The sequence below is a fragment of the Rhizobium sp. 3T7 genome (assembly GCF_020166565.1).
GTDB lineage: Bacteria > Pseudomonadota > Alphaproteobacteria > Rhizobiales > Rhizobiaceae > Rhizobium.
The window spans coordinates 191,930-215,931 of sequence record NZ_JAIQXS010000003.1 but is presented as its reverse complement, the minus strand read 5'-3'; the positions used below and the strand labels follow the sequence as shown (position 1 = coordinate 215,931).

General features: G+C 60.9%; 17 protein-coding genes. 5 read left to right on the top strand and 12 right to left on the bottom strand.

Going from position 1 to position 24,002, the window contains the following annotated elements; genetic code table 11:
- Positions 1-8 precede the first annotated feature (8 nt).
- Together dnaK and K9B32_RS06235 are read right to left on the bottom strand one after the other, a co-directional pair.
- Positions 9-1,925 carry a molecular chaperone DnaK gene (gene dnaK, locus K9B32_RS06240; protein WP_224561023.1) on the bottom strand — a complete coding sequence of 639 codons (1,917 nt, stop codon included), beginning with the start codon at positions 1,923-1,925 and terminating at the stop codon, positions 9-11.
- A gap of 235 nt (positions 1,926-2,160) precedes the next feature.
- A complete protein-coding gene (locus K9B32_RS06235) occupies positions 2,161-4,509 on the bottom strand; it encodes a transglycosylase domain-containing protein (protein WP_224561022.1) in 2,349 nt (782 codons plus the stop codon).
- A 231-nt stretch (positions 4,510-4,740) separates the two neighbouring features.
- Between K9B32_RS06235 and K9B32_RS06230 the strand changes: the two genes are divergently transcribed.
- Both K9B32_RS06230 and K9B32_RS06225 read left to right on the top strand, forming a co-directional pair.
- On the top strand, positions 4,741-5,067 hold the full coding sequence (locus tag K9B32_RS06230) for a GCG_CRPN prefix-to-repeats domain-containing protein (RefSeq protein WP_224561021.1): 327 nt from the start codon (positions 4,741-4,743) through the stop codon (positions 5,065-5,067).
- Between the two features lie 171 nt (positions 5,068-5,238).
- Positions 5,239-5,421, top strand: a complete 183-nt coding sequence (locus K9B32_RS06225; protein ID WP_224561020.1) for a hypothetical protein — start codon at positions 5,239-5,241, stop codon at positions 5,419-5,421.
- A 509-nt stretch (positions 5,422-5,930) separates the two neighbouring features.
- Here the strand turns inward: K9B32_RS06225 and K9B32_RS06220 are convergent.
- Positions 5,931-7,319, bottom strand: a complete 1,389-nt coding sequence (locus tag K9B32_RS06220) for a M20/M25/M40 family metallo-hydrolase (RefSeq protein ID WP_224561019.1) — start codon at positions 7,317-7,319, stop codon at positions 5,931-5,933.
- Between the two features lie 189 nt (positions 7,320-7,508).
- Between K9B32_RS06220 and K9B32_RS06215 the strand changes: the two genes are divergently transcribed.
- Entirely contained in the window at positions 7,509-9,896 is a 2,388-nt protein-coding gene (locus tag K9B32_RS06215) for an EAL domain-containing protein (protein ID WP_224561018.1), read from the top strand.
- 2 nt (positions 9,897-9,898) lie between these two features.
- Here the strand turns inward: K9B32_RS06215 and K9B32_RS06210 are convergent, their stop codons facing one another.
- On the bottom strand, positions 9,899-10,315 hold the full coding sequence (locus tag K9B32_RS06210; RefSeq protein WP_016552356.1) for a MarR family winged helix-turn-helix transcriptional regulator: 417 nt from the start codon (positions 10,313-10,315) through the stop codon (positions 9,899-9,901).
- 423 nt (positions 10,316-10,738) lie between these two features.
- Between K9B32_RS06210 and polA the strand changes: the two genes are divergently transcribed.
- Positions 10,739-13,738, top strand: coding sequence for a DNA polymerase I (gene polA, locus K9B32_RS06205; RefSeq protein ID WP_224561017.1), 3,000 nt, complete (start codon positions 10,739-10,741; stop codon positions 13,736-13,738).
- A 172-nt stretch (positions 13,739-13,910) separates the two neighbouring features.
- The gene (locus tag K9B32_RS06200) at positions 13,911-16,259 is read left to right on the top strand and encodes a DNA translocase FtsK (protein ID WP_224561016.1); all 2,349 of its coding nucleotides are present in this window, start codon (positions 13,911-13,913) and stop codon (positions 16,257-16,259) included.
- 387 nt (positions 16,260-16,646) lie between these two features.
- On the opposite strand, the gene K9B32_RS06195 is transcribed toward K9B32_RS06200, so the two are convergent.
- The 8 genes from K9B32_RS06195 to phnC form a co-directional block, all read right to left on the bottom strand.
- The gene (locus K9B32_RS06195; RefSeq protein WP_224561015.1) at positions 16,647-17,171 is read right to left on the bottom strand and encodes a GrpB family protein; all 525 of its coding nucleotides are present in this window, start codon (positions 17,169-17,171) and stop codon (positions 16,647-16,649) included.
- A 22-nt stretch (positions 17,172-17,193) separates the two neighbouring features.
- Positions 17,194-17,793, bottom strand: a complete 600-nt coding sequence (gene phnN, locus K9B32_RS06190; protein ID WP_224561014.1) for a phosphonate metabolism protein/1,5-bisphosphokinase (PRPP-forming) PhnN — start codon at positions 17,791-17,793, stop codon at positions 17,194-17,196.
- Entirely contained in the window at positions 17,790-18,929 is a 1,140-nt protein-coding gene (locus K9B32_RS06185) for an alpha-D-ribose 1-methylphosphonate 5-triphosphate diphosphatase (protein WP_224561013.1), read from the bottom strand. Before K9B32_RS06185 ends, phnN begins: the two co-directional genes overlap by 4 nt.
- A 13-nt stretch (positions 18,930-18,942) precedes the next feature.
- The gene (locus K9B32_RS06180; RefSeq protein WP_224561012.1) at positions 18,943-19,638 is read right to left on the bottom strand and encodes a DUF1045 domain-containing protein; all 696 of its coding nucleotides are present in this window, start codon (positions 19,636-19,638) and stop codon (positions 18,943-18,945) included.
- Positions 19,639-19,770: 132 nt separating this feature from the next.
- Positions 19,771-21,111, bottom strand: a complete 1,341-nt coding sequence (phnE, locus tag K9B32_RS06175; protein ID WP_224561011.1) for a phosphonate ABC transporter, permease protein PhnE — start codon at positions 21,109-21,111, stop codon at positions 19,771-19,773.
- A gap of 8 nt (positions 21,112-21,119) precedes the next feature.
- Entirely contained in the window at positions 21,120-22,091 is a 972-nt protein-coding gene (phnE, locus tag K9B32_RS06170; protein WP_224561010.1) for a phosphonate ABC transporter, permease protein PhnE, read from the bottom strand.
- 68 nt (positions 22,092-22,159) lie between these two features.
- Entirely contained in the window at positions 22,160-23,065 is a 906-nt protein-coding gene (gene phnD, locus K9B32_RS06165) for a phosphonate ABC transporter substrate-binding protein (protein ID WP_224561009.1), read from the bottom strand.
- A 90-nt stretch (positions 23,066-23,155) separates the two neighbouring features.
- Positions 23,156-24,001: a phosphonate ABC transporter ATP-binding protein gene (gene phnC / locus K9B32_RS06160; protein WP_224561299.1), complete on the bottom strand. Its 846-nt coding sequence runs from the start codon at positions 23,999-24,001 to the stop codon at positions 23,156-23,158.
- Between the last annotated feature and the right edge of the window lies 1 nt (position 24,002).

Below are 24,002 nucleotides of genomic sequence, written 5' to 3'. Positions count from 1 at the left end.
CGTCCCGCTTAAGCGGACTTCTTGCGGTCGTCGTCCTTGACTTCTTCGTAGTCGGCATCGACGACATTGTCATCGCCGCCGGCTGCGGAGGCATCAGCCGTACCGGCCTCGGCCTGCTGGGCTTCATAGATCGCCTGGCCCAGCTTCATGGAAACTTCCATGAGGGTTTGGGTCTTTGCCTTGATGTCTTCGGCATCCGGCTCGGTTGCTTCGACCGCAGACTTCAGAGCAGCGATCGCATCGGAGATCGCGGTGCGGTCGGCCTCGGAGACCTTATCGCCGTAATCCTTCAGCGACTTTTCCGTGGAATGGATCAGGCTTTCGGCCTGGTTCTTGGCTTCCACGCCTTCGCGACGCTTCTTGTCGGCTTCGGCATTGGCTTCCGCGTCCTTGACCATCTTTTCGATGTCGGCGTCGGAGAGGCCACCGGAGGCCTGGATGCGGATCTGCTGTTCCTTGCCGGTGCCCTTGTCCTTGGCCGAAACCTGAACGATGCCGTTGGCGTCGATATCGAAGGTGACTTCGATCTGCGGAACGCCACGCGGTGCCGGCGGCAGGCCAACGAGGTCGAACTGGCCGAGCAGCTTGTTGTCGGCAGCCATTTCGCGCTCACCCTGCGAAACGCGGATGGTGACCGCCTGCTGGTTGTCGTCAGCGGTCGAGAAGGTCTGCGACTTCTTCGTCGGGATCGTCGTGTTCCGCTCGATCAGACGGGTGAAGACGCCGCCAAGGGTCTCGATGCCGAGGGACAGCGGGGTTACGTCAAGAAGCAGAACGTCCTTGACGTCGCCCTGCAGAACGCCGGCCTGGATAGCGGCGCCGAGTGCCACGACTTCATCAGGGTTGACGCCCTTGTGGGGTTCCTTGCCGAACAGCTGCTTGACGACTTCCTGGACCTTCGGCATGCGGCTCATGCCGCCGACGAGGACGACTTCGTCGATTTCAGCAGGCGTGACGCCTGCATCCTTCAGAGCTGCCTTGCACGGTGCGATCGTGCGCTGGATCAGATCGTCGACCAGGCTTTCGAGCTTGGCGCGCGTCAGCTTCAGCGTCAGGTGCTTCGGACCGGTCGCATCGGCGGTGATGAACGGCAGGTTGATTTCGGTCTGCTGCGAGGACGAAAGTTCGATTTTCGCCTTCTCAGCAGCTTCCTTGAGCCGCTGCAGAGCAAGCTTGTCGCCCTTGAGGTCGATGCCGTTGTCCTTCTTGAATTCAGCAACGAGGTATTCGACCAGACGCATGTCGAAGTCTTCACCGCCGAGGAAGGTATCGCCGTTGGTGGACTTCACTTCGAAGACGCCGTCGCCAATTTCGAGGATCGAGATATCGAAGGTACCGCCACCCAAGTCGTAAACGGCAATGGTCTTGCCGTCCTTCTTGTCGAGACCATAGGCGAGCGCTGCTGCCGTCGGCTCGTTGATGATGCGGAGAACTTCGAGGCCAGCGATCTTGCCGGCATCCTTGGTTGCCTGGCGCTGTGCGTCGTTGAAGTATGCAGGAACGGTGATGACGGCCTTTTCGACCTTTTCACCGAGATAGGACTCAGCGGTTTCCTTCATCTTCTGAAGGATCATCGCGGAGATCTGCGCCGGAGAATAGGACTTGCCCTGGGCTTCGACCCAGGCGTCGCCGTTGTCGCCCTTGACGATGTGGAAGGGGACGAGGCTCTTGTCCTTCTCAACGGTCGGATCCTCGTAGCGGCGGCCAATCAGGCGCTTCACTGCGAAGAGCGTGTTCGTAGGGTTGGTGACTGCCTGGCGCTTGGCCGGCTGGCCGACGAGGCGCTCGCCGTCGTCAGAAAATGCCACCATGGAAGGGGTCGTGCGCGCGCCTTCCGCATTCTCAATGACCTTTGCGTCCTTGCCGTCCATGACTGCGACGCAGGAATTTGTCGTTCCGAGGTCGATACCAATTACTTTTGCCATGTCATTCTCTCCTTGAAGCAAGCTGTCGGAACCCCGAGAAGGCATTTCCCTGACAGCCCCTTACGGGATGGGTCTTTAAGATTAACGCAATCGTGATTGCGGTGATGCGGCGTATATAAGGAGCGGTTTTCGGGACTGCAAGGCGAGAAATAGCCAGAAAACCAGCAAAACAAGCGCCCAGCAATTAATTTCGACAGGCGCAGAAAAATGGCATTTTTCCGGCCAAACGCTTTGGCTACTGCCCCATGATCAAGTCGAGCAAGGTCGTCCGTCTCGGCCTGCCCGTCGGCGACGGTTCAGGCTCGCCAATATCACCCGGCGGCAGCGCGTCGCCGTAGCCATCATCGCCGTCTTGAGCGATGTCGGCCGGAGGCACCGGACCGCCATTAACCGGAGCCATCGGCTGACGTCTTGGTCGGTCGGTCGCCTGTGGATAGCGCTCACGAACATCGGTCCCGCCCCCGAAGACACCGGAAAGAATGCTGCCGATTGTCGTCGGCTCTTCAAGCGGCGGCGCCGTGTCAGGCTCGACCGACGCCATCGGCTGATCGCCGAAACCGGGATTGGCTGCGGGATCTGCCATAAACTGCCCGTTGCCGAAGAGCGGTGCCGGCGACAGTCCCTTGTGTGCGGCAACCATGAACTCCTGCCATGCCTTGGCCGGCAGGCCGCCGCCCGTCACTTTCTTCATCGGCTTGCCATCGTCATTGCCGAACCAGACGCCGGTTGTAAGGTTACTGGTGAAGCCAACAAAGAGCGCGTCGCGCGAATTCTGGGTGGTGCCGGTCTTGCCAGCCGCCTGCCAACCGGAGAGCTTGGCGCTCTTGCCGGTCCCCTCGTTGATGACGCCCATCATCATAGTATTCATGTTGGCAGCAATCGCCTCCGACAGGACTCGGGGCGGATTGTCATAGGTGTTCTCGTAGAGCACCCTGCTGCCGTCGGCCGTCGTCACACGCCGAATCACGTGCGGCGTCGCTTTGTAGCCGCCATTCATGAAGGCGGCATAGGCGGCGGTGAGTTCTGTCAGCGACACTTCCGACGTGCCAAGAGCAATCGAGGCATTCGGCTGCAGTTCCGATTCGATGCCGAGGCGGTGCGCGAGCTTGATGACCTGGTCCGGTCCGTCATACATCACGAGCTGGGCGGCGACGGTGTTCAGAGACTTTGCAAGTGCCGTCGCCAGCGTCACTTCGCCATTGTACTTCTTCTCGTAGTTCTCCGGCGTCCAATCGCCGATCCGGATCGGTGCGTCATTGAATACCGAGAACGGCGTCAGGCCCTTTTCCAGCGCTGCAGCGTAGACGAACGGCTTGAAGGACGAGCCGGGCTGGCGCTTGGCGGTGACGGCGCGGTTGAACTGACTGTCGGCATAGTCCCTGCCGCCGACGAGCGCACGGATTGCACCCGTCCCGTCAAGCGAAACCAGTGCTGCCTGCGAGGCATCGAGCTTGGCACCATCCTTGCTCAATACGTCGTTCAGCGACTGCTCGGCCCGCTTTTCCAGCGTCTTGTCGATCGTCGTGTCGACGACGATGTCTTCCCTGACGTCGCCGATCAGGCCGGGTAGCTGGTCCATCACCATATCGGCGACATAGTGCCCAGCGCCCGACCAGTAGCGCTTCGCCTTGGCCGGCGTCTGCGACATGGCGGTCTTCACTTCATCGTCGGTGATGTAGCCCTGATCGCGCATCGTCTGCAGCACCACCTGCGCGCGGGCATTGGCTGCCTCAGGATCGCGGGCCGGCGACAGACGCGACGGTGCCTTGACGAGACCGGCGAGAAGGGCTGCCTCACCAAGGTTCACGTCACGTGCGGACTTGTTGAAATAACGGCGAGAGGCGGCTTCGACGCCATAGGCGTTCGAGCCGAAAAACACGCGATTGAGATACATCGCAAGGATCTGGTCCTTGGTGTATTTCTGCTCCAGCCAAAGCGCGAGCAGGACTTCCTGCACCTTGCGCTCCAGCGTGCGGTCCGGCGACAGGAAGAGGTTCTTTGCAAGCTGCTGCGTCAACGTCGAACCGCCCTGGACCATGTGTCCGGCCGTCAGGTTGGTGACGAAGGCGCGCGCAAGGCCAAGGGGATCCACGCCGAAATGCGAGTAGAAGCGACGGTCTTCGATGGCGACGATCGCTTCCGGGATGTAGGGCGACATGTCTTCGAGCGCGAGCGCTTCGCCGCCCGTCGTGCCACGATTGGCGAGGACGCTGCCGTCAACAGCTGTGATCTTGACGTTCGGGGGACGCTCGGGAATGGCCCAGGTGCTGGCGCTCGGCATGCGCGACCCGTAGTAGACGACGAGGCCAGCGACGCCGATGCCGGCCCAAATGCCAAAAACAATACACCAGTAGACGATACGGCGGATGAAGCCGAAGAAACTTCCGCCTTCACGCTCCCGGCGGTCGCGTTTGCGTCGCTCGGGCTGCCGTGCCCGAGACGATTTTGGAGCCACGCGCTTGCTTGAGCGTCCACGGACCACACGGTCGTCGGCATCGAGCGCGAAATCGTCATCATCGTCACGGTCATCGCGGCCGCTGAACGAGGGTTCGATCCTGTCGCGTGATTTGCCTCTGCCCGCCATCTAGTACCCGGTACACCCCATCTTCGCTCTGAGCAACGACGCCGCAGAAGCCGTGCCTTGCCAAACGGTTCTCCGCCCGGTTGAACTTTAAATGCGGCGATTTAAGGGGTGGTTAAGAAGTGGTTAGAAGGGCCAACGCTGCCCCAATAATGTCAAATTTGGTTCAGCCCCCGTTCACCCAACCGGCTCTCTAATCCACGTGCAAGGGACTTGCATAACAGAGGTGCAGAGATGCGTATGAGAATGATTGCAGCCGCGATCGCCATTTGTGGATTTGGCGTTTCCGCGGCTGAAGCGATGCCGATTGTGCCAGTGAACGGCGCTGTGGGCAAGAATACGGTACTTGTCGATTACGCTTGCGGCCGCGGCTATCATCTCACTCGGTGGGGAAATTGCCGACCGAATTGGAACCGCCCGCCACCGCCGCGCTACGGATGGCGTTCTGATCGTCGCTATGGATGGGGCGGCCCGCCGCCACGCTATGGCTGGCGCTATGAGCGGTCCTACGGATGGGATCGTCCGCCGCCATGGGCTCGCGATCGCTACGGCTGGCGCTGATTACGCCGTTCAAACCAGAGCCCGGCGCGCCACTCGGCCGGGCTTTGTTTCATTTACGAAGCCACGCTTTTTTGGCATGGCTGCCATTCGTTGCTACCGTCACAAATCTGACATATAGCATGCCGAATTGCGCCCAGGATTAGTGCAGCACGCGCAATATGTAGGCATTTCATGAGCATCGACATTAGCAACATCGAAGAATTCCAGCTGCGCGAAGTCTGGAGCGTGCATGAGTTTGCGCGCCGCTACCGGCTGACAAAGATGGAAGAAAGCCGCCTGAAGATGCTGCACGGCCCGTTCGCAGAGATGCGCGAGCTGCTCGTCTGTCGGCAGAACTCCGTTTCCCTCTGGTAGCAGGGAACCATTAGCGGCCTAGTGAATTAAGTCCGTAGCGAAACACGCCCTATACGTTTCGCTGAAGGTCGGCCGTCTCCCCTCAAACGTGCCGATCGCGATCAGGCCCGGTGTCTCTCCCAGAGCGCCGGGCCTTCCCATGTCGCCTGTGGACGCCTCCCTCTCGGCAAGCGAGCAAAAGGGCGGCCGCTGCAGCGGCCTCGTCGAACACCTGAAAGCTCGAAACGCAGAAAGTTAGCCCTACTTGAAACGCGAGGTCGGCATTCCGACATAGGAACCAGCATATTGCAGCCGATGGTAAGCTGTGCGCGCAAGCAACGTTGCCGCTTCCATCGTTTTGATCGCGGCTCTCAAATTAGCCATTGGTTAACCTTTCGCGATCACTCTGGCTGCAACATTCGCTTCCTCCTTGACCACGGATGTACTGGCATCGAAGTGAAGCGGATGACGAAAGGCCGGCTTGTTCCGGCCTTTTTGTTTTTCAGGCTCTCAAAAGAGCAGGCTTTCTGTTACTTGGCCAGCGCTTCCAGGATGCGAATCCAGGAGCGGATGCCCTTGTTATAGGAAGTAAGCTCGTACTTCTCGTTGGGCGAGTGAATGCGGTCGTCGCTGAGGCCGAAGCCGACCAGCAACGATTCCATGCCGAGCATCTTCTGGAAGTCGCCGACGATCGGGATCGATCCGCCCATCCCAATGACGACGGCGGGCTTCGGCCACTCGTCGGAAAGCGCATTCCTGGCCTTCGTCAGCACCGGCGAATCGTAGGAGAGATGGATGGCCGGCGAGCCGCCATGCGGGTGGAATTCGACAGAGCAATCCGCCGGGATTTTCGAACGAACATAACTGCGGAAGGCTTCCCGGACGGCATCCGGGTCCTGCGTCCCGACGAGGCGGAAGGAAACCTTGGCGGAGGCCTTGGCCGCGATCACTGTCTTGAAGCCTTCCCCGGTATAGCCACCCCAGATACCATTGATCTCAGCGGTCGGACGTGCCCACGTCAGTTCGAGGACCGAGCGGCCCTTTTCACCAGAGGGGATCGACAGACCAACCTCACCCAGGAAGGTCTCCGCGGTCTTGCCGAGAGTTTCCCAGGACGCTTTGACATTGGCCGGGGTTTCCTCGACGCCGTCATAGAAGCCTTCAAGGGTGATGCGGCCGCTTTCATCATGCAGGCCGGCAAGCGCAGCCGTCAGGATGTGGATCGGATTTGCGGCCGCACCGCCGAACAAGCCGGAGTGCAGATCGCGGTCGGCGGCCGTTATGACGACCTCCTCCCCGACAAGCCCGCGAAGTGCTGCGGCAATCGCCGGCGTATCGCGATCCCACATGCCGGTGTCGCAGACGAGCGCGTAGTCGGCCTTCAATTCGGCGGCGTTGGCCTCAAGGAAAGGCTTCAGCGACGGTGAACCGGATTCTTCCTCGCCTTCGAAAAGAATAGTGATGCGGCAGGGCAAAGTGCCGTTCACTTCCTTGTAGGCGCGGCAGGCTTCGACGAAGGTCATCAACTGGCCCTTGTCGTCGGCTGTGCCGCGACCCGTCAGGATCTTCCGACCATTGCCAACATCCTTGATCGACGGCTCGAACGGATCGTTTTCCCAAAGCTCGATGGGATCGACCGGCTGCACGTCGTAGTGGCCGTAGAAAAGGACATGCGGCGCGTCGGCGCTCGCAGCGGCATGATGGGCGACAACCATGGGATGGCCGGGTGTGTCACGCACGGAAGCATCGAAACCCAGTGTCTTGAGATAGGAGACCAGCCAGTCGGCCGCCTTGCGGCACTCGGCCTTGAAGGCCGGGTCGGTGGAAATGGATTTGATCCTCAAGAGCTCAAACAGCTTGTCGAGGCTTGACGGCAAATTCTGGTCCGCGCGCAAAAGCACTGGCGTTACGTCGGTCATTTTCGACTCCTTTCGAAATTCGGCGGGACGATAGACCAAAGGCAAATCGCTTTCGAGTTGAAAAAAGTTCCGAGGGGAAACGGATCGCCGGGAGACTCACCTGAAGACGAGGGCATGAAATCGCGGATACAATTTACAGTTATTTAGTGAAGGCTAAATAGCATGCCAACAATGTGTTCGAGGTGAGATATGTTCTCTGTAGTCACCTGCATTCGCGACAACCATGACTGGCGCCTAATTGTTGCTGCCGTCATCGTTTGCCTGATCGGCAACCTTGCCTCGATGCTGCTCTTGTTCCGCGCCCAGGAATGCGATCCCGGGCAGCAACGAACCTGGATCATGGCATCGGCATTTGCCTGTGGCGTCGGCATCTGGGCGACGCACTTCATCTCAATGCTGGCCTATGATGGCGGCTTCACGATCACTTATGGTCTCGGCTTGACAACACTCTCCGTTGTGTTGGCGATATGTGTCTCCTGGCTGGCCATCCTGGTGTCCGCGGAAGGCACGAGCGAGTATTCCTTCGTGCCCGGTGGCATCTTGATGGCGCTCGGGATCGGTTCCATGCACCTGACGGGCATGCGGGCGATCGAAGCCCAGGTTGACATCGTCTACGATCTCTCAGCAACGCTGATCGCACTGCTGATTGGCGCGACACTCGCGAGCATGGCCTTTCTCTCCTTCAAGAGGCTCGAGGGGGCAAAACGGCTGCTGGGGTCGGCGATCGCCTTGGTGCTCGCCATCGCAGTGATGCATTTCATTTCGATGAGCAGCATAACGCTCATTCCCGAGCCCGGACGAAGCGCAACCGCAACCGTTCTGGAGCCGAAGGTGCTGGCTGCGATCATCATGGCAGTGTCGACGGCCCTGATCCTCGTCGCTCTCGGCGCCGTATTTCTCGAAAGCCATCTGACCGATCTACGCGGCCTCGCGAACGCCTCGATGGAGGGGCTGCTCGTTCTGCGCGAAGGAAAGATCGTCGACGCCAACGAACGCTTCCAGCAAATGTCGGGCTGGCACTTGGCCGAGCTGCTCGGGGCTGATCCGACCTCCGTTTTGATGAGCATGGATGGCAGCACGCCGGCCTCCCGCGAGGAGACGCTGCTGACCAGCAAAGACGACCACGAGATCCCGGTTGAGATTCTGTCCCGTCGCATGGTCTATCGCGGGCGCAACTGCGACGTCTTGGTGATTCGCGATCTCACCGAACGTAAGCGCGCCGAGAAAATGATCGAACATCTGGCGCAGCACGACGTTTTGACCGGCTTGCCGAACCGCTCGCTGTTCGACACGCGCATTCGCCACGCTCTTCAATTGGCCCAGCGCAAAGGCACGCAGATTGCCGTCTTCTGTCTGGACCTCGATCGTTTCAAGGCCGTCAACGACATTTTCGGACATGCGGAGGGCGACCGCATCCTCTGCAAGGTTTCGACAATCCTGCAGCGCGTGGCCGATGATGGCGACACGGTCGCCCGACTTGGGGGCGATGAGTTCGCGATCATCCAGACGGGCAAGCAGCAGCCGGACGCCGCGCGCAAGCTTGCGGGGCTTATTCTTGACGGGCTCGCCGCTGAAATGGATATCGCCCGCGATCCGACCGCCGTCGGCATCAGCGTCGGCATTGCCGTCTATCCTACCGACGGACGCACGGCGGAGGAGCTTAGCGACAACGCCGACACGGCGCTTTACCGTGCCAAGCATGCCGGGCGCGGCAAGGCCTGCTTCTTCGACGCGGAAATGGACGAAGCCGTACGCGCCCGTCGCCAGATCGAGGCGGAGCTGCGCCATGCGATCACGCGCAACCAGCTCTGCGTAAGCTACCAGCCGATCCTCGACAGCAGGACGGATACCGTCACCGGCTATGAAGCCCTGATGCGGTGGAATCGGCCCGGGCACGGCATGAGTGAACCGGAGGTCTTCATTGGCATCGCCGAGGAAAGCGGCGTGATCGTGCAGCTTGGAGAGTGGGTGATGCGCCAGGCCTGCACCGAAGCGGCGCGGTGGCCGCAGCCGCTGTCCATCGCCGTCAACGTCTCGCCGGTGCAGTTCATGCTCCCGAACCTTTGCGAGCGGGTTGCGGCGATCCTCGAAGAGACCGAGCTGGCCCCGGAGAGGCTGGAACTGGAAATTACCGAAGCTGCCTTCGTGCGTGATCGAAGCAATGTCATCGCAACGCTGATGCGTCTGCATGGACTTGGCGTGCGCATCGTCATGGACGACTTCGGAACGGGCTTCTCATCGCTTTCGAACCTGCGCGCCTTGCCCTTCGACAAGATCAAGGTGGATCGCAGCTTCACCGGCATTCTCGAGCATGACGCAGCCGCCCGTTCCATCGTGCGCGCCATCATCGGCCTTGGCCACAGCCTCGGGATTCAGGTTGTGACCGAAGGCGTCGAAACGGAACTCCAGCGCCAGATCGTCATCGAGGAAGGCTGCGAGCAGATGCAGGGACTGCTTCTCGGCAAGCCTGATATCGAGCCGAGCGTCAAGCTGGCAGCGCGTGAGAGCTTCCTCGCAACCCACGGCGGCGAGTTGGATCGGCCGTATGCTCCAGCCACCATAACGGCGGCGGAATAGGCTCAAAGCTTCTTGGCGTTGTCGAGAAGACGACGGATATATTCGAGGGTCAGCTCGCGTTCGAAGCTCTTGAAGCCTTGAAACAGCGCGAGATCCGCTTCACGCGCCGCCTCGATCGCGTCGTCTTCCATGCCCTTGGCCTTATCCGTCAAGAAGATCAGCTGGGCGCGCTTGTCGGACGGATGCGGACGACGATCGATCAGCCCGTCGCGCGCCATGCGTGCAAGCGTGTTTGCCATGGTCGCCTGTTCGATATCGACGCGAGCCAGCAACTGCTTCTGGGTTAGCCCGTCCTCGGCCCAGAGTTCGAGAAGAACCGGGAACTGCCCTGGCGAAAAGCCGAGCCTCGCCGCGCGCTGCTGCAGCGAACGAGCGAAGCCCTTGGCCAGCTGGCTGGCAAGATAGGCTCCCGAGTCCATACGATTAATTCCCATCTTCTCAGTTAGTCGCAAAATACTCGACAAAACAATTCAACAAAACGCATGCGATGCACCGCAAATACTTTCATCGCAGGCTGTCCTTTGAAAGATAGAGCAGAAAAACAAAGCCGCCATAGCCTGGAGGTGTGGCTATGGCGGCTCTAAAATGGGGACAAAGGCCCGGAGAGGGGATAAGGCCTTTGTCCAAGTCCGATGCGGCGGGGGACAAGCCAGCTATCAGACCCTCGACGCGATCAACACGATCAAACGTCGGTAGTAATCATTTGTGATCGGGAATGTGGCTTTTCAAGGGAAAACCGAGGATTGACTATTACAAATTAGTAACAGTTTGGTGAGGCGGAATCTTTTCTCCCTCGGAACTTTATATGGACCTTCCAGGGTCGCCGCGCTATCCATGACGCCATGAAAAAAGGCGATCATCTTTTCCTTGTCGACGGCTCCGGTTTCATCTTTCGAGCCTTTCACGCACTCCCTCCGCTAACGCGCAAATCCGATGGTTTGCCGGTAGGCGCGGTGTCTGGATTCTGCAACATGCTGTGGAAGCTCCTGACCGATGCACGCGACACGTCGGTCGGGGTGACCCCGACGCATCTTGCCGTCGTCTTCGACTATTCGGCAAAGACGTTCCGAAAGGATCTCTACGACGCCTACAAGGCCAATCGCTCGGCGCCGCCCGAGGAGCTCATTCCGCAGTTCGGCCTGATCCGCCACGCCACGCGCGCCTTCAACCTGCCCTGCATAGAGACAGAGGGCTTCGAGGCAGACGACATCATCGCGACCTACGCCCGCCAGGCCGAAGCGCTCGGTGCCGACGTGACGATCGTGTCCTCGGACAAGGATCTGATGCAACTCGTGACGCCGAACGTCCACATGTACGACAGCATGAAGGACAAGCAGATCGGCATTCCCGATGTCATCGAGAAATGGGGCGTGCCGCCCGCGAAGATGATCGATCTTCAGGCGATGACCGGCGACTCGGTCGACAACGTACCGGGCATCCCCGGCATCGGCCCGAAGACAGCGGCGCAGCTGCTCGCCGAATACGGCGATCTCGACGCGCTCCTGGAGCGCGCGACCGAGATCAAGCAGGAGAAGCGTAGGCAGACGATCATCGAGAATGCCGACAAGGCGCGCCTGTCGCGCGAACTGGTGCGGCTGCGCACCGACGTTCCGCTGGAACTCAGCGTCGAAGACCTGACACTCGAGCCGCAGAACGGACCGAAGCTGATCGGCTTCCTGAAGGCAATGCAGTTCACGTCGCTGACGCGGCGCGTGGCCGATGCCTGCGATTGCGATGCCAGCGCGATCGATGCCGTCGACGTCCCGGTCGAGTGGGGCGCGGCGGCACGCGGCCCCGATCTCGACGTCGCCCAGCCCGAGCCAGTTGCCGGTGGCATTCCCGACGTCGCCGGCGAGTCGGTGCCCGTTCCCGCGAAGGCGAATGGCGGGAATGGTCGTGAAGGCACCTTCCTGCCTGGCGATCTTGCCAAGGCGCGCGCCGAGGCGTTTGCCTCCCTGCCCTTCGACCACTCGCGCTATGTCACGATCCGCGATGTCGCGACGCTCGACAAATGGATTGCCGATGCGCGCGAGACGGGACTGGTTGGCTTCGACACCGAGACGACGTCGCTCGATGCGATGCAGGCGGAGCTCGTTGGATTCTCTATGGCGATCGCCGACAACGACAAGAACGCCACCGGCACCGGTATCCGCGCCGCCTATATCCCGATCGGCCACAAAACAGGCGTCGGCGATCTGCTCGGCGGCGGGCTCGCCGACAACCAGATTCCCATGCGCGATGCCCTGCCCCGGTTGAAGGCGCTGCTGGAAGACGAGTCGATCCTGAAGGTCGCCCAGAACCTCAAATACGACTACCTGCTGATGAAGCGTTACGGCGTCGAAACGAAGAACTTCGACGATACGATGCTGATCTCCTACGTTCTGGATGCGGGAACCGGCGCCCACGGGATGGATCCACTCTCGGAGAAGCTCCTCGGTCATACGCCAATTGCCTATAAGGACGTGGCCGGCAGCGGTAAGTCGAACATTACATTCGATCTCGTCGATATTGATCGCGCCACACATTATGCGGCCGAAGATGCCGACATCACATTGCGACTCTGGCTTGTCCTCAAGCCACGCCTTGCGGCTGAGAAGCTGACCACGGTTTACGAACGCCTCGAGCGGCCCTTGCTTCCGGTTCTGGCGCATATGGAAGCACGCGGCATCACCGTTGACCGGCAGATCCTCTCGCGCCTGTCCGGCGATCTCGCACAGGGCGCCGCGGCGCTGGAGGATGAAATTTACAAGCTCGCCGGTGGGCGCTTTACCATCGGCTCGCCAAAGCAGCTGGGCGACATCCTGTTCGGCAAGATGGGACTTGCCGGCGGCACGAAGACGAAGACCGGGCAATGGTCGACATCGGCAAGCGTGCTCGAAGACCTCGCTGCCGCTGGCTTCGAACTGCCGCGCAAGATCGTCGACTGGCGCCAGCTCACCAAGCTGAAATCGACCTACACGGACGCGCTGCCGGGATACATCCATCCCCAGACGAAGCGGGTCCATACCTCGTATTCGCTGGCCTCGACGACGACCGGCCGCCTCTCGTCCTCGGAACCGAACCTGCAGAACATTCCGGTGCGCACGGCGGAAGGCCGCAAGATCCGCACGGCATTCATTTCGACGACGGGCCACAAGCTGATCTCGGCTGATTACAGCCAGATCGAACTGCGTGTGCTGGCGCACGTGGCCGAGATTCCGCAGCTGACGCAGGCGTTTGCCGATGGCGTCGACATTCATGCCATGACCGCGTCGGAGATGTTCGGCGTACCGGTCGAGGGCATGCCGTCCGAGGTGCGGCGTCGCGCGAAGGCGATCAACTTCGGGATCATCTACGGCATTTCCGCCTTCGGTCTTGCCAATCAGCTCTCGATCGAGCGCTCGGAAGCGGGCGACTACATCAAGAAGTATTTCGAGCGTTTCCCCGGCATCCGCGACTACATGGACAGCCGCAAGCAGATGGCGCGCGACAAGGGCTACGTCGAGACGATCTTCGGGCGGCGAATCAACTACCCGGAGATTCGCTCCTCGAACCCATCCGTTCGCGCCTTCAACGAGCGTGCGGCGATCAACGCCCCGATCCAGGGATCGGCGGCGGACATCATTCGCCGGGCAATGATCAAGATGGAACCGGCGCTTGCCGAGGCGGGGCTTGGAGATCGCGTCCGCATGCTCCTGCAGGTGCATGACGAACTGATCTTCGAGGTCGAGGACGCTGATGTCGAAAAGGCCACACCGATCATCGTTTCAGTCATGGAAAATGCCACCATGCCGGCGCTTGAAATGCGCGTGCCGCTGAAGGTCGATGCACGTTCGGCGACCAACTGGGACGAAGCGCACTGAGCGCTTCGTCGAAAATCCATTAAAATTTTCATCACCTTTCAAGTAGTTGATATTACATATTTTTCTTTATATTCTTCGTCGAGTGATGGTGCGGATGGAAGGAACTTATTAACCTTCATTTCCTAATTCGAGAGCGGGTATTAGTTGCTAATCATGAGTGAGTAGCGGTCGTATGCGCTTTCCTAGAACCAATCTGACAGAGGCCGAGGAGATTTCCGCGGAAGTCGAAGGTGAACAGCTGCAGGAATACGCAGGCGAGAAGCCTACGGCACCGATCTGGCAGAGCAATTTCTCACTGGCTCCGAATGTGCGGTTCACCCGCACGCCCGAGAATCTGATCAATCCGAAACGCGTGCCGGCGCCACCCGTTCGCACGGCGCCGCTTGCGCTGCAGGAACGCGTTGCGGCGGAAATCGGCGCGAGCGTGGAGCCGCCGGCGTCTGTTGCCGCCAACATTCCGCTCGTGGTCTATGAAGCCGAGATCCCGCCTGTGATAGAAGTGCAGCCGACCGCGGCCGTATCGCCGATGAGTTCGGTCGAGCCTGAAACCCACACCATTGTCCGCGCGTCCACTGAACTGGCGTCCATCTCGGACTTCGCGTTCTGGGAAGTCATGGCCTTCGAGGAAGCGGCCGCCGAACCGATCCTGTTGCCCCCGGTCGTTTCCCTGCCAAAGGCAGAGGTCAGCCCCGAATCGATCATCAGCCGGTTCCGCGTCATGGAGTGGCGGCCAGGTCGGCAACAACCGGCGACTACCGTTGCTCCCACGCCGGAGCCGGTCGCTCCGCCTTCAGTCGAACCAGCTGCTGGTTTGACGCGCACCCGCGCAACACAAAGCCCGGCAGAGGCCGAGCAGAGCCGTGTGGAAGAAGCGGTCGTCCAGCCGAAAACCCTGCCGATCGCTCCGCTGCCAGTTCGTGCGCAGGCACCGCAACCGCTCGCGCCGGCACCGCGCTTTGCCGCGCCGACGATCGTGCCCTCGAGGGTCGATGCCTCCGGCTACGAATTCCCGTCGCATTCGCTGCTGCAGGAGCCGCCCGAACGCGTTGGCGAGATCATGTCGCAGGAAACGCTGGAGCAGAATGCCGGCCTCCTCGAAAGCGTCCTCGAGGATTTTGGCATCAAGGGCGAGATCATCCATGTCCGCCCCGGCCCCGTCGTCACACTTTACGAGTTCGAACCGGCACCGGGCGTCAAGTCCTCGCGCGTTATCGGCCTGGCCGACGATATCGCCCGCTCGATGTCGGCGCTGTCGGCGCGTGTTGCCGTGGTTCCCGGCCGCAACGTCATCGGCATCGAACTGCCGAACGCGCTGCGCGAAACCGTCTATTTCCGCGAGATGATCGAAAGCCAAGACTTCGAGAAGAGCGGCTACAAGCTGGCGCTCGGCCTCGGCAAGACGATCGGCGGCGAGCCGGTCATCGCGGAGCTCGCGAAGATGCCGCATTTGCTTGTCGCCGGCACCACCGGTTCGGGCAAGTCGGTTGCCATCAACACGATGATCCTGTCGCTGCTCTACCGGATGTCGCCGGAACAGTGCCGCCTGATCATGGTTGATCCCAAGATGCTGGAACTTTCCGTCTATGACGGCATTCCGCACCTTTTGACGCCCGTTGTCACCGACCCCAAGAAGGCCGTGATGGCGCTGAAGTGGGCGGTGCGCGAGATGGAGGATCGCTATCGCAAGATGTCGCGCCTCGGCGTGCGCAACATCGACGGCTACAACAGCCGCGTGGCGCAGGCGCGCGACAAGGGCGAGACCATCTATGTCATGGTTCAGACCGGCTTCGACAGGAGCACCGGTGCGCCGATCGAGGAACAGCAGGAGATGGACCTGACGCCGATGCCATACATCGTCGTCATCGTCGACGAGATGGCCGACCTGATGATGGTCGCCGGCAAGGAAATCGAAGGGGCGATCCAGCGCCTCGCGCAAATGGCGCGTGCGGCTGGCATCCACCTTATCATGGCGACGCAGCGCCCTTCGGTCGACGTCATCACCGGGACCATCAAGGCAAATTTCCCGACCCGCATCTCCTTCCAGGTGACGTCGAAGATCGACAGCCGCACCATCCTTGGAGAGCAAGGCGCCGAACAACTGCTCGGCCAGGGCGACATGCTGCACATGCAGGGCGGCGGGCGGATCTCGCGCGTACACGGGCCGTTCGTTTCGGATGCCGAAGTGGAGAAGGTCGTCGCGCACCTGAAGACGCAGGGGCGGCCCGAATATCTCGACACCGTGACGGCCGACGAAGAGGAAGATGCCGAGGAAGAGGATAGCGCCGTCTTCGACAAGGGCGACATGGCCGCCGAGGACGGGAACGACCTCTACGATAAGGCCGTCAAAGTGGTGCTGCGCGACAAGAAGTGCTCGACCTCCTACATCCAGCGCCGTCTCGGCATCGGCTACAACCGTGCGGCTTCGCTCGTCGAGCGCATGGAGAAGGAAGGTCTCGTCGGCCCGGCAAACCATGTCGGCAAGCGCGAGATCGTGGCTGGACGCGGCGGCGAGAACGAATGACGCAGAGGGTTGCAGCAATATCCGCGCCGGAGAGTGGTCCGGTACGGCGTGGCCTAGCTGGGAATGGGCAGGCGGTCTTGATGGATATGGAATGTCAGGCGCTACAGACCGCCCGATCGCATCGAGGCCCCCGCTCTTCCGGGCCAACAGGCGTGTCTTAGTCCTCCGTCAGGGTGGATCATCGGCCCTGACGGCCGCGATCCACCTCCTGCAATCATCACCGAACGCCGGACTTTCGACCAGTTTTGTCATATCCGGTTCGCGACCCGCCTCCCTGTCCAATGACGCCATCAGTGCGCGGCAGATCATTGACGCGAGGATCGGCGGGGACGAACGGCTCGTTCAATTCGTTGAAGTCCTCAGGAATTATTTCTCCGCGCACGAGAATTATCCGCGCGGAGACCGTTCGGCCTCGATGGCCGCGAGCCGTAGCGTCTCGGCGACGAAATCGCTCTTGCCGCCGGTATAGATATCCCAATCGCCGTTGGCCTCGCCGGCAAGGTGACGCTTCAGCGCCTGATACTTGTTTGCTCTTTGCGGGTGAGCGCGCAGATAATCGCGGAACCGGATGCGGTCGCGGTGGGCCGGATTATCAGGTGTGCAGAGATAGAGGCGCAAGCCATAGCCTTCGTGATCGCGCGTGAAGAGCCAGCGGCCTTCGCCGTAGGGATCGCCATGATCCTGAAAACCGGCGGAGGGAAGCAAGGCGCCGACCGCAGCCAACGCAGCTTTGTCCACGAGCACGGCATCAAGATCGATCTTAGGCTTAGCCGCTAGTCCGGGGACCGCCGTGCTGCCGATATGCTCGATTGCAAGGACGCGATCCGCCGCCAGCGCCAGCAGTTCACACCTTGCGGCGTCGAAGAGAGCGGGCCATGCCGGATCGTAGTCGAGAACCCTGATCGGCCGCATGCCCCCTCCGTGTCAGCCGATCCTAGGCCACTTCCGTGAGGAAGCCGTTCAGCGCGTCCACGATCCTCCCCTCGCCTTCTTCCAGCGAGCCGCTGTTGTCGAGGTCGGTCACGTCGTAGTCGCCGCGCACGGTGAGTGGACCGCGAGCAAGACGCGCCATGATGTCTTCGTGCGTCTCGCGGCCGCGCGCTTCCAGACGGCTGGCCAGCACCTCGGCAGTCGCCGTTACATTGATGACCTTGAGCCGCGGGAAGACCGCCTTGAAATGGTGAAGCGCCGAACGGGAGCCATTGGCGATGACCAGATTTCCCTGCGCGAGCGAGACCGACACCTCGGCCGGAATGCCATATTTCAGGCCGTGTGCTTCCCACCAAACGGCAAAGCTTCCAGCCTGCTCCATCGACGCAAAGCCCTGGTCCGACACGGCGAGATGCTGCTCGCCGCCAGCATGGGTGTGGCGGGTGATGACGCGGCGGACGAAATGCACCTCAGGACGGCCCTTGAAGTGCTTGGCGGCCAGCGCCATCAGCGTGTCCTTACCGGCGCCGCTCGGGCCGACGACCACGACCATGATGCCGCGTTCGGTGCCCGGAACGATGTGGGGTTCGTGCGACGGGTTCATGCGACACGGCGCCCTTCGCGCCAAACAGAGCGGCTGACCGGCACGCCGTGGTCGCGGAACACGCGGACGAGATCGGCGCGCAGGCCGGGAGCGATGCGGCCGCGGTCATTGAGGCTGACGGTGCGAGCCGGGGTCGCGGTGACCATGGCGATAGCCTTCGGCAGCGAAATACTCTCGACTTCGTCGGCAATCAAGAAGGGAGCGTAAAGGAGGCTGAGCGGGACGTAGTCCGAGGACAGAACGTCGAGGACGCCGCGTTCAGCGAGATCGCGGGCGGCAATGTTGCCGGAGTGCGACTTGCCGCGCACGATGTTCGGGGCGCCCATCAACACGCTCATGCCATGCTCGTGCGACGCCTTGGCCGCGTCGAAGCTGGTCGGGAATTCGGCCAGGCGAACACCATTCTCGATGGCTTCGTCGACATGGGCGAGCGTTGCGTCGTCGTGGCTGGCAACGGTGATGCCGCGCTCAGCGCAGACCTTAGAAATGGCCACGCGGTGCGGCGTCGAGTTGCGCTCTGACTCCGACACGCGGCGATCGACGAACTTGGCGAACTCGGCATCGGAGAGACCGCGCTTCTTCTGGTAATAGAAAATGTACTGATCCATGGTCTGGAACTGGCGCTGGCCGGGCGCGTGGTCCATCAGCGAGACGAGACGGACATAGGGATCGTTTTCGAAATCGGCGAAGTGCTGCAGCACGTTGTCGGCAGAGACCTCGCAGCGCAGGTGGAGCAGGTGTTCGGCGCGCAGGCGGCCTTCCTGCTCGGCCTTCTGGATTGCATCGGCCATCTCGCGCATCTCGCCATGCTCGAAGCCGCCGTCTTCGTCAGCGCCCATGCGGAGGCAATCGAAGACCGTGGTGATGCCTGATGTGACGATCTGGGCGTCATGCGCCTGGATCGCCGCCGTCTTGTGCCAGCGCAGGCCTGGACGTGGCGAATAGTGGCCTTCGAGATGGTCGGTGTGGAGCTCGACGAGACCCGGGATCAAATAGTCGCCTTCGAAATCCTCGCCGACATGGGAGCTGCCTGTCGAGATATCGGCAATCTTGCCGTCGCGGACGAGGACCGAGCCTTCGACGATTTCATCCTCGAGGACAATGCGGGCGTTGGAGAAGACGGTTTCTGCGGTCATCGACTATGGTCTCTCAGTTTTTCGCGCCGGCAAGCGGCCACCAGGAATGGGCTGTAAACGGCGCGCCACGCGCCTCCTCAACGAAAACGGCAAGGCCGCCAATTGGGAGCGGCCGGCCGGTAAAAGCGGCGAAACGCTCTGCCAGAATGGCCTTCATTATCCCAGCGCGCTCCTGCGGCACCTGGCCGGTCAACGTCATGTGGAACCCGAAGTCATCCATCACATAGGGATAACCCCAGCGCAACAGATTGGCCCTCTGGCTCTCGCTCAGTTTCTCCGGATTGCGGCGCGCGATATCGGCATCCGACAACGCGGCGCGAAACGGTTCGAAGGATTTTACCACCGTGGCTGCGAAATCCTGAAGCGGCGGATGCAGAAAAGCGGGTACCAGCGCAAAGAATTTGCCCAGTTGTCCAAGCACCAGCTCGGGAATCTCGAAGGCGGGCGTACGAGCGGCGAAATCCTCTACGACCTGAACCAGATCCTTCTCGGTCACGGAGGCGGCCAGATGGAACGGTGCCTTGATCGTCGCGTGGAAGGCATAGCGGCGAGGCTCGGCGGTCAGCTCGAACTGCTCGGTGGCCGGCAGGCCAGGATGATCGGGAGCCGGATAAGTTTCGCCGGTGAAAGCATCGCGGCCGAGCCAGAGCGCGGCCGTGCCGTTCAAAGGATCATCCTTCGGCGGCGTGAAATAGAGTGCGTAGCGCAAGGCTCGTATCCTGGGAATCGTTCGGAATGCGGATTGCAGTCTTCAGTGATTTGACCGCCGCCGCAAGCTGGCTTCCGGCTAAAAGATTTCCGTGACAAAATGATGATGATCCCGAACGATCCTGCGCTTTTTTCAGTGGGCCTTGGTGCCCATCAACCGATGGCGCAGCGCGTTCGAGGCCATGTCGAACAGGAAAACGACGATAAGGATCAACAGCACCATATAGGCGACATTTTCCCAGTTGGCGTTGGTACGCATTGCCTCCCAAAGCTTGAGGCCGATACCGCCGGCGCCGACCGCGCCGATGATGGTGGCGCCACGGACGTTCGATTCCCACTGGTAGAGCGTCTGACTGACGAAAACCGGAACGATCTGCGGGATGATGCCGTAGCGATGCGTGAGCACGGTGGAGGCACCGGTCGATTTGATGCCTTCGCGCGGCTTGTTGTCGAGGTTCTCCAGGCCTTCGGAATAGAGCTTGCCGAGCGTGCCGGTTTCCGTGAGGAAAATCGCACCGGACCCAGCCAAGGGGCCGGGGCCGAAGGCGCGGGTCAGGAAGAGTGCCCAGATCAGCATGTCGACCGAACGCAGGAAGTCGAAGAAGCGCTTCAGGACCTGGTTCAGTACCTTGTTCGGGGTGATATTGCGCGCAGCCAGAAACGCCAGCGGGAAAGCGAGCAACGCACCGAGCAGCGTTCCCAGGAAGGCCATCACGATGGTCTGGAACAGCTTGGTCCAGACGTCGCCGTGCTGCCAGGCGCTGTTATGCCAGATATTATCGAAGGCGAGCGACAGATTGGATTGGCCAGGCTTCAGTTCCGGTCCAGAAACGATCAGGCGGATGACCTCGCTCGCTGGCTTGTCAAAGAAGGGTGACTGGGTGTCGAAGACGAAATTCGCCCAGCCGAGGAATCGCTTGCGGACCTTCACGCGATCGGCCGAGATACTGACGTCGCCGGCAAAGCCGAAATCCGCCAGGACGTTGTCGTCATAGACCGTCATCCAGCTCGGCACAGGGCCGATGACCTTCGGCGCGCCGCTGGAGACTTCCACCGGGACGCTGATGCCGTGGGCGGTGACGACCGTCTCCGTCTTGGAGGCGGTGACCGTGCGGCCCATGTCACTGACCGACACGGTGACGCTGCCATCCGGATTGTTGATGACCCAATCGGGATGCGGGTTGTCGCCAAGCGGCGAGAAGCGCGGATATTTGATCGTGATGCCGTCATCGCCGATGCGCAATTCGGGCTGTACATCATAGCTTACCCACTGGCTGAGATAGAGGCCGACGCGCTCCCAATGGGCATCGGCAAGCAGCTTTGGCAAGTCGAAGAACCAGGTTGCGTAAAGCGCATAGACAAGCGTCGCGATCACAATCATCAGGCCGCCGAAGCGCTGCCGGAAGGAACGTTTGAAATATTCCGGGTAGCGCTGCTCGATTTCGTGCATCCGGTTGGCGTCGATCACCGTCATGGCTGACCTCAATGCTGCAGAAGGAAGGCGTGCTCGCCGACGAGGCGGCGGCGCAGCCATGCGGAGAACTGGTCGACCGCAACGATAGTGATGAAAAGCAGGAGAACGAGCGCCATCGTCTTGGCGCCGAAACCGCGCGAGATGGACAGCTTCAGCTCCTCGCCGATGCCGCCGCCGCCGACCGCACCGATGATGGTGGAGGCACGAACGTTGATCTCAAGGCGCAGCAGTGCGTAGGAGACGAAGTTCGGCATGACCTGCGGCATGGCGGCGAAGCGCACGCGCTCCGACCAGCTGGCGCCCACGGCCTTCATACCCTCGTCGGGCTTCATGTCGATGTTTTCGACGACTTCGTAGAAGAGTTTGCCGAGCGCACCGATGGTGTGCAGGCTGACGGCGATGATGGCGGCAACTGGACCGATCGACAGGATGGCTGAAAACAGGCCGGCGATAACGATCTCGGGGAAGGCGCGGAGGAGTTCGGTCAGACGCTTGGCGATGATGCGCAGCGGATTGGACGGCGCCAGATTGCGGGCCACGAGAAAGCTCAGCGGCACGGCGAAGATGAAACCGATGATCGTCGAAACGAGCGCGACGTTGATCGTGATGATCATCAGCTCGAAATATTCGGGGATATAGAAGCCGCCCCAGACATAGACGCGGCCCTCGGCGAAATTATGCTCTTCACCGGTCTTCTGGGTCGGGCTTGCGATGTCGAACAGGGCGCGCCAGACGTCATTCCAATCCTTTGGAATGAGCCAGCTCAAAAAATCGAAGAGATGCGGCAGGCGCTCGAAGAAATGGCCGGCATTACTTTCATCGGCAAAACGCATCGAGGCGACGAAGGCGGCAAACAGGATCACCAGGCCGAGGCCGGTATAGAGGCGGCGGCGGGCCACCATCTTGCTCCAGGCGTCACCGATTTCACGGGCGCTTTGCGGCGTGGCCGGCGCGTGGGCGTTGGGATCGGCAAAAGTCATGAAGGTGTCCGCTTTCTTCGCAGGAAAAGGGCGGCCTGCAACGGCCGCCCTCCAGCTATCAGGATCGATCAACCGCCGATGGCAGCCTTGCGAGCGTCGATAATGGCGTTGTAGAAGTCAGGCTGAACCTTGGTGTAGCCCTGGTAGTCGCCGCCTTCGATGGCTGCGAAGCACTTGGCATCCTTTGCCGGGAGTTTCATGAAGAAGTCGGTGAGCTTTGCCTGCCAGTCAGCACCGAGTTCGTTGCGAACAACGAGCGGACCGTTCGGGATCAGCGGCGAACGCCAGACTTCGACGAGCTTGTTCGGGTCTACCGTGCCCTTGTCGACAGCCTTGCGGAAGGTGCCGGAGGTGTAGCCGTCCTTGAAATCGCCGATACCCGAAGAGTCGTCAACAGCGATGTCGACCTTGCCGTCATAGGCAGCGAGAAGGTTGTTCTCGTGACCGCCGTTGAACTGCGTGGAAGCGAAGTACTGGTCATTCGGCATGCCAGTGTCCTTCGGGATCTGTGTCAGCGGAATGAGGTAGCCCGAGGTGGAGTCCGGATCGGCGTAGCCGAGCTTCTTGCCCTTGGCGTCCTTGATGTCCTTGATGCCCGCGGACTTCAGAGCCAGGCCGATCGAGTGGTAGCCGGTCGAGCCGTCCTTCTGGACCGTCGTGAGGATCGGGGTAACAGCCTTGTCGTTCTTGATGGCGATTGCAGCGTAACCCGAAGCGCCGAGTTCTGCAAAGTCGAGCGTGCCGCCGAGCAGACCCTGGATAACGCCATCATAATCAGCAGCCGGGAAGAGCGAAACCTTCTCGAAGCCGAACTCGGTCTTCAGGTGGTCGGCCAGGCAAGCGTAGTTGCGCAGGCGGTCGGTTTCGTTCTCGCCACCGAGAATGCCGACGCGGAATTCCTTGAGGTCTGCAGCATGCGAGACGCCGGCAAGCGCAAACAGCGCCGTCGCGGCAAAGAGTGCTTTCTTCAACATGGTACTCTCCTGATTGACCGGTGTTCCCGGCGATCTCTGGTTAAGAAGAAATGTGCCCATAACGCGGGCTTACGATCGAGGCCGGCCCTCTCAGAGACCGGCCAGCGCCAGCGATTGCAAGCCGGCGGATTGTTGGGCGGCTACAGCCGCGGGAATGTTGATCGACGTCGAGGTCATCGTCTCGTCGATGCCGGCACCATCCTTGTCGGTGCCGTAGATTTGCTTGACGGCATCGGCCGTCAGCTCGGACGGCTTGCCGTCGAACACGACGCGGCCAGCGGCCATGCCGACGATGCGTTCGCAGTAGTTGCGGGCGGTATCCAGCGTATGAAGGTTGGTGACGACGGTGATGCCTTCGCGCTCGTTGATGTCGCGTAGCGCGTCCATGACGATCTTGGCATTCAGCGGATCGAGCGAAGCGATCGGCTCGTCGGCAAGCACCATCTTCGGGTTCTGCATCAGGGCGCGGGCAATCGCGACGCGCTGCTGCTGACCGCCGGAAAGGGTGCCAGCCATTTGCAGTGCCGTCTGCTCGATACCGAGGCGCTCAAGAGCTGCGATCGCATGAATGCGCTCTTCGCGGGTGAAGATGCCGAGCAGGCTCATTGCGGTCGAGCGATGGTTCAGACGGCCGAGCATGACGTTGGTCAACACGTCAAGACGCGGGACGAGATTGAACTGCTGGAAGATCATGGCGCAATCACGCTGCCAGTTGCGCAGGGCCTGACCACGGAGGCTCGAGACCTCAACGCCGGCAAAATGGATCGAGCCTGACGTCGGTTCCTGCAGGCGGTTGATCATGCGCAGAAGCGTGGACTTGCCGGCGCCGGAACGGCCGATGATGCCGACCATCTGGCCCTGAGGAATGTCGAGCGTCACGGAATCGACGGCGGTCTTGTTTCCGAAACGGCGGGTGACATTCTTCAGCTCGAACATC

Bases quoted from the DNA above. Each gene is read 5' to 3' on its own strand.
- dnaK (WP_224561023.1), bottom strand. From the start codon at position 1,925: ATGGCAAAAGTAATTGGTATCGACCTCGGAACGACAAATTCCTGCGTC.
- K9B32_RS06235 (WP_224561022.1), bottom strand. From the start codon at position 4,509: ATGGCGGGCAGAGGCAAATCACGCGACAGGATCGAACCCTCGTTCAGC.
- K9B32_RS06230 (WP_224561021.1), top strand. From the start codon at position 4,741: ATGCGTATGAGAATGATTGCAGCCGCGATCGCCATTTGTGGATTTGGC.
- K9B32_RS06225 (WP_224561020.1), top strand. From the start codon at position 5,239: ATGAGCATCGACATTAGCAACATCGAAGAATTCCAGCTGCGCGAAGTC.
- K9B32_RS06220 (WP_224561019.1), bottom strand. From the start codon at position 7,319: ATGACCGACGTAACGCCAGTGCTTTTGCGCGCGGACCAGAATTTGCCG.
- K9B32_RS06215 (WP_224561018.1), top strand. From the start codon at position 7,509: ATGTTCTCTGTAGTCACCTGCATTCGCGACAACCATGACTGGCGCCTA.
- K9B32_RS06210 (WP_016552356.1), bottom strand. From the start codon at position 10,315: ATGGACTCGGGAGCCTATCTTGCCAGCCAGCTGGCCAAGGGCTTCGCT.
- polA (WP_224561017.1), top strand. From the start codon at position 10,739: ATGAAAAAAGGCGATCATCTTTTCCTTGTCGACGGCTCCGGTTTCATC.
- K9B32_RS06200 (WP_224561016.1), top strand. From the start codon at position 13,911: ATGCGCTTTCCTAGAACCAATCTGACAGAGGCCGAGGAGATTTCCGCG.
- K9B32_RS06195 (WP_224561015.1), bottom strand. From the start codon at position 17,171: ATGCGGCCGATCAGGGTTCTCGACTACGATCCGGCATGGCCCGCTCTC.
- phnN (WP_224561014.1), bottom strand. From the start codon at position 17,793: ATGAACCCGTCGCACGAACCCCACATCGTTCCGGGCACCGAACGCGGC.
- K9B32_RS06185 (WP_224561013.1), bottom strand. From the start codon at position 18,929: ATGACCGCAGAAACCGTCTTCTCCAACGCCCGCATTGTCCTCGAGGAT.
- phnE (WP_224561011.1), bottom strand. From the start codon at position 21,111: ATGACGGTGATCGACGCCAACCGGATGCACGAAATCGAGCAGCGCTAC.
- phnE (WP_224561010.1), bottom strand. From the start codon at position 22,091: ATGACTTTTGCCGATCCCAACGCCCACGCGCCGGCCACGCCGCAAAGC.
- phnD (WP_224561009.1), bottom strand. From the start codon at position 23,065: ATGTTGAAGAAAGCACTCTTTGCCGCGACGGCGCTGTTTGCGCTTGCC.
- phnC (WP_224561299.1), bottom strand. From the start codon at position 24,001: ATGTTCGAGCTGAAGAATGTCACCCGCCGTTTCGGAAACAAGACCGCC.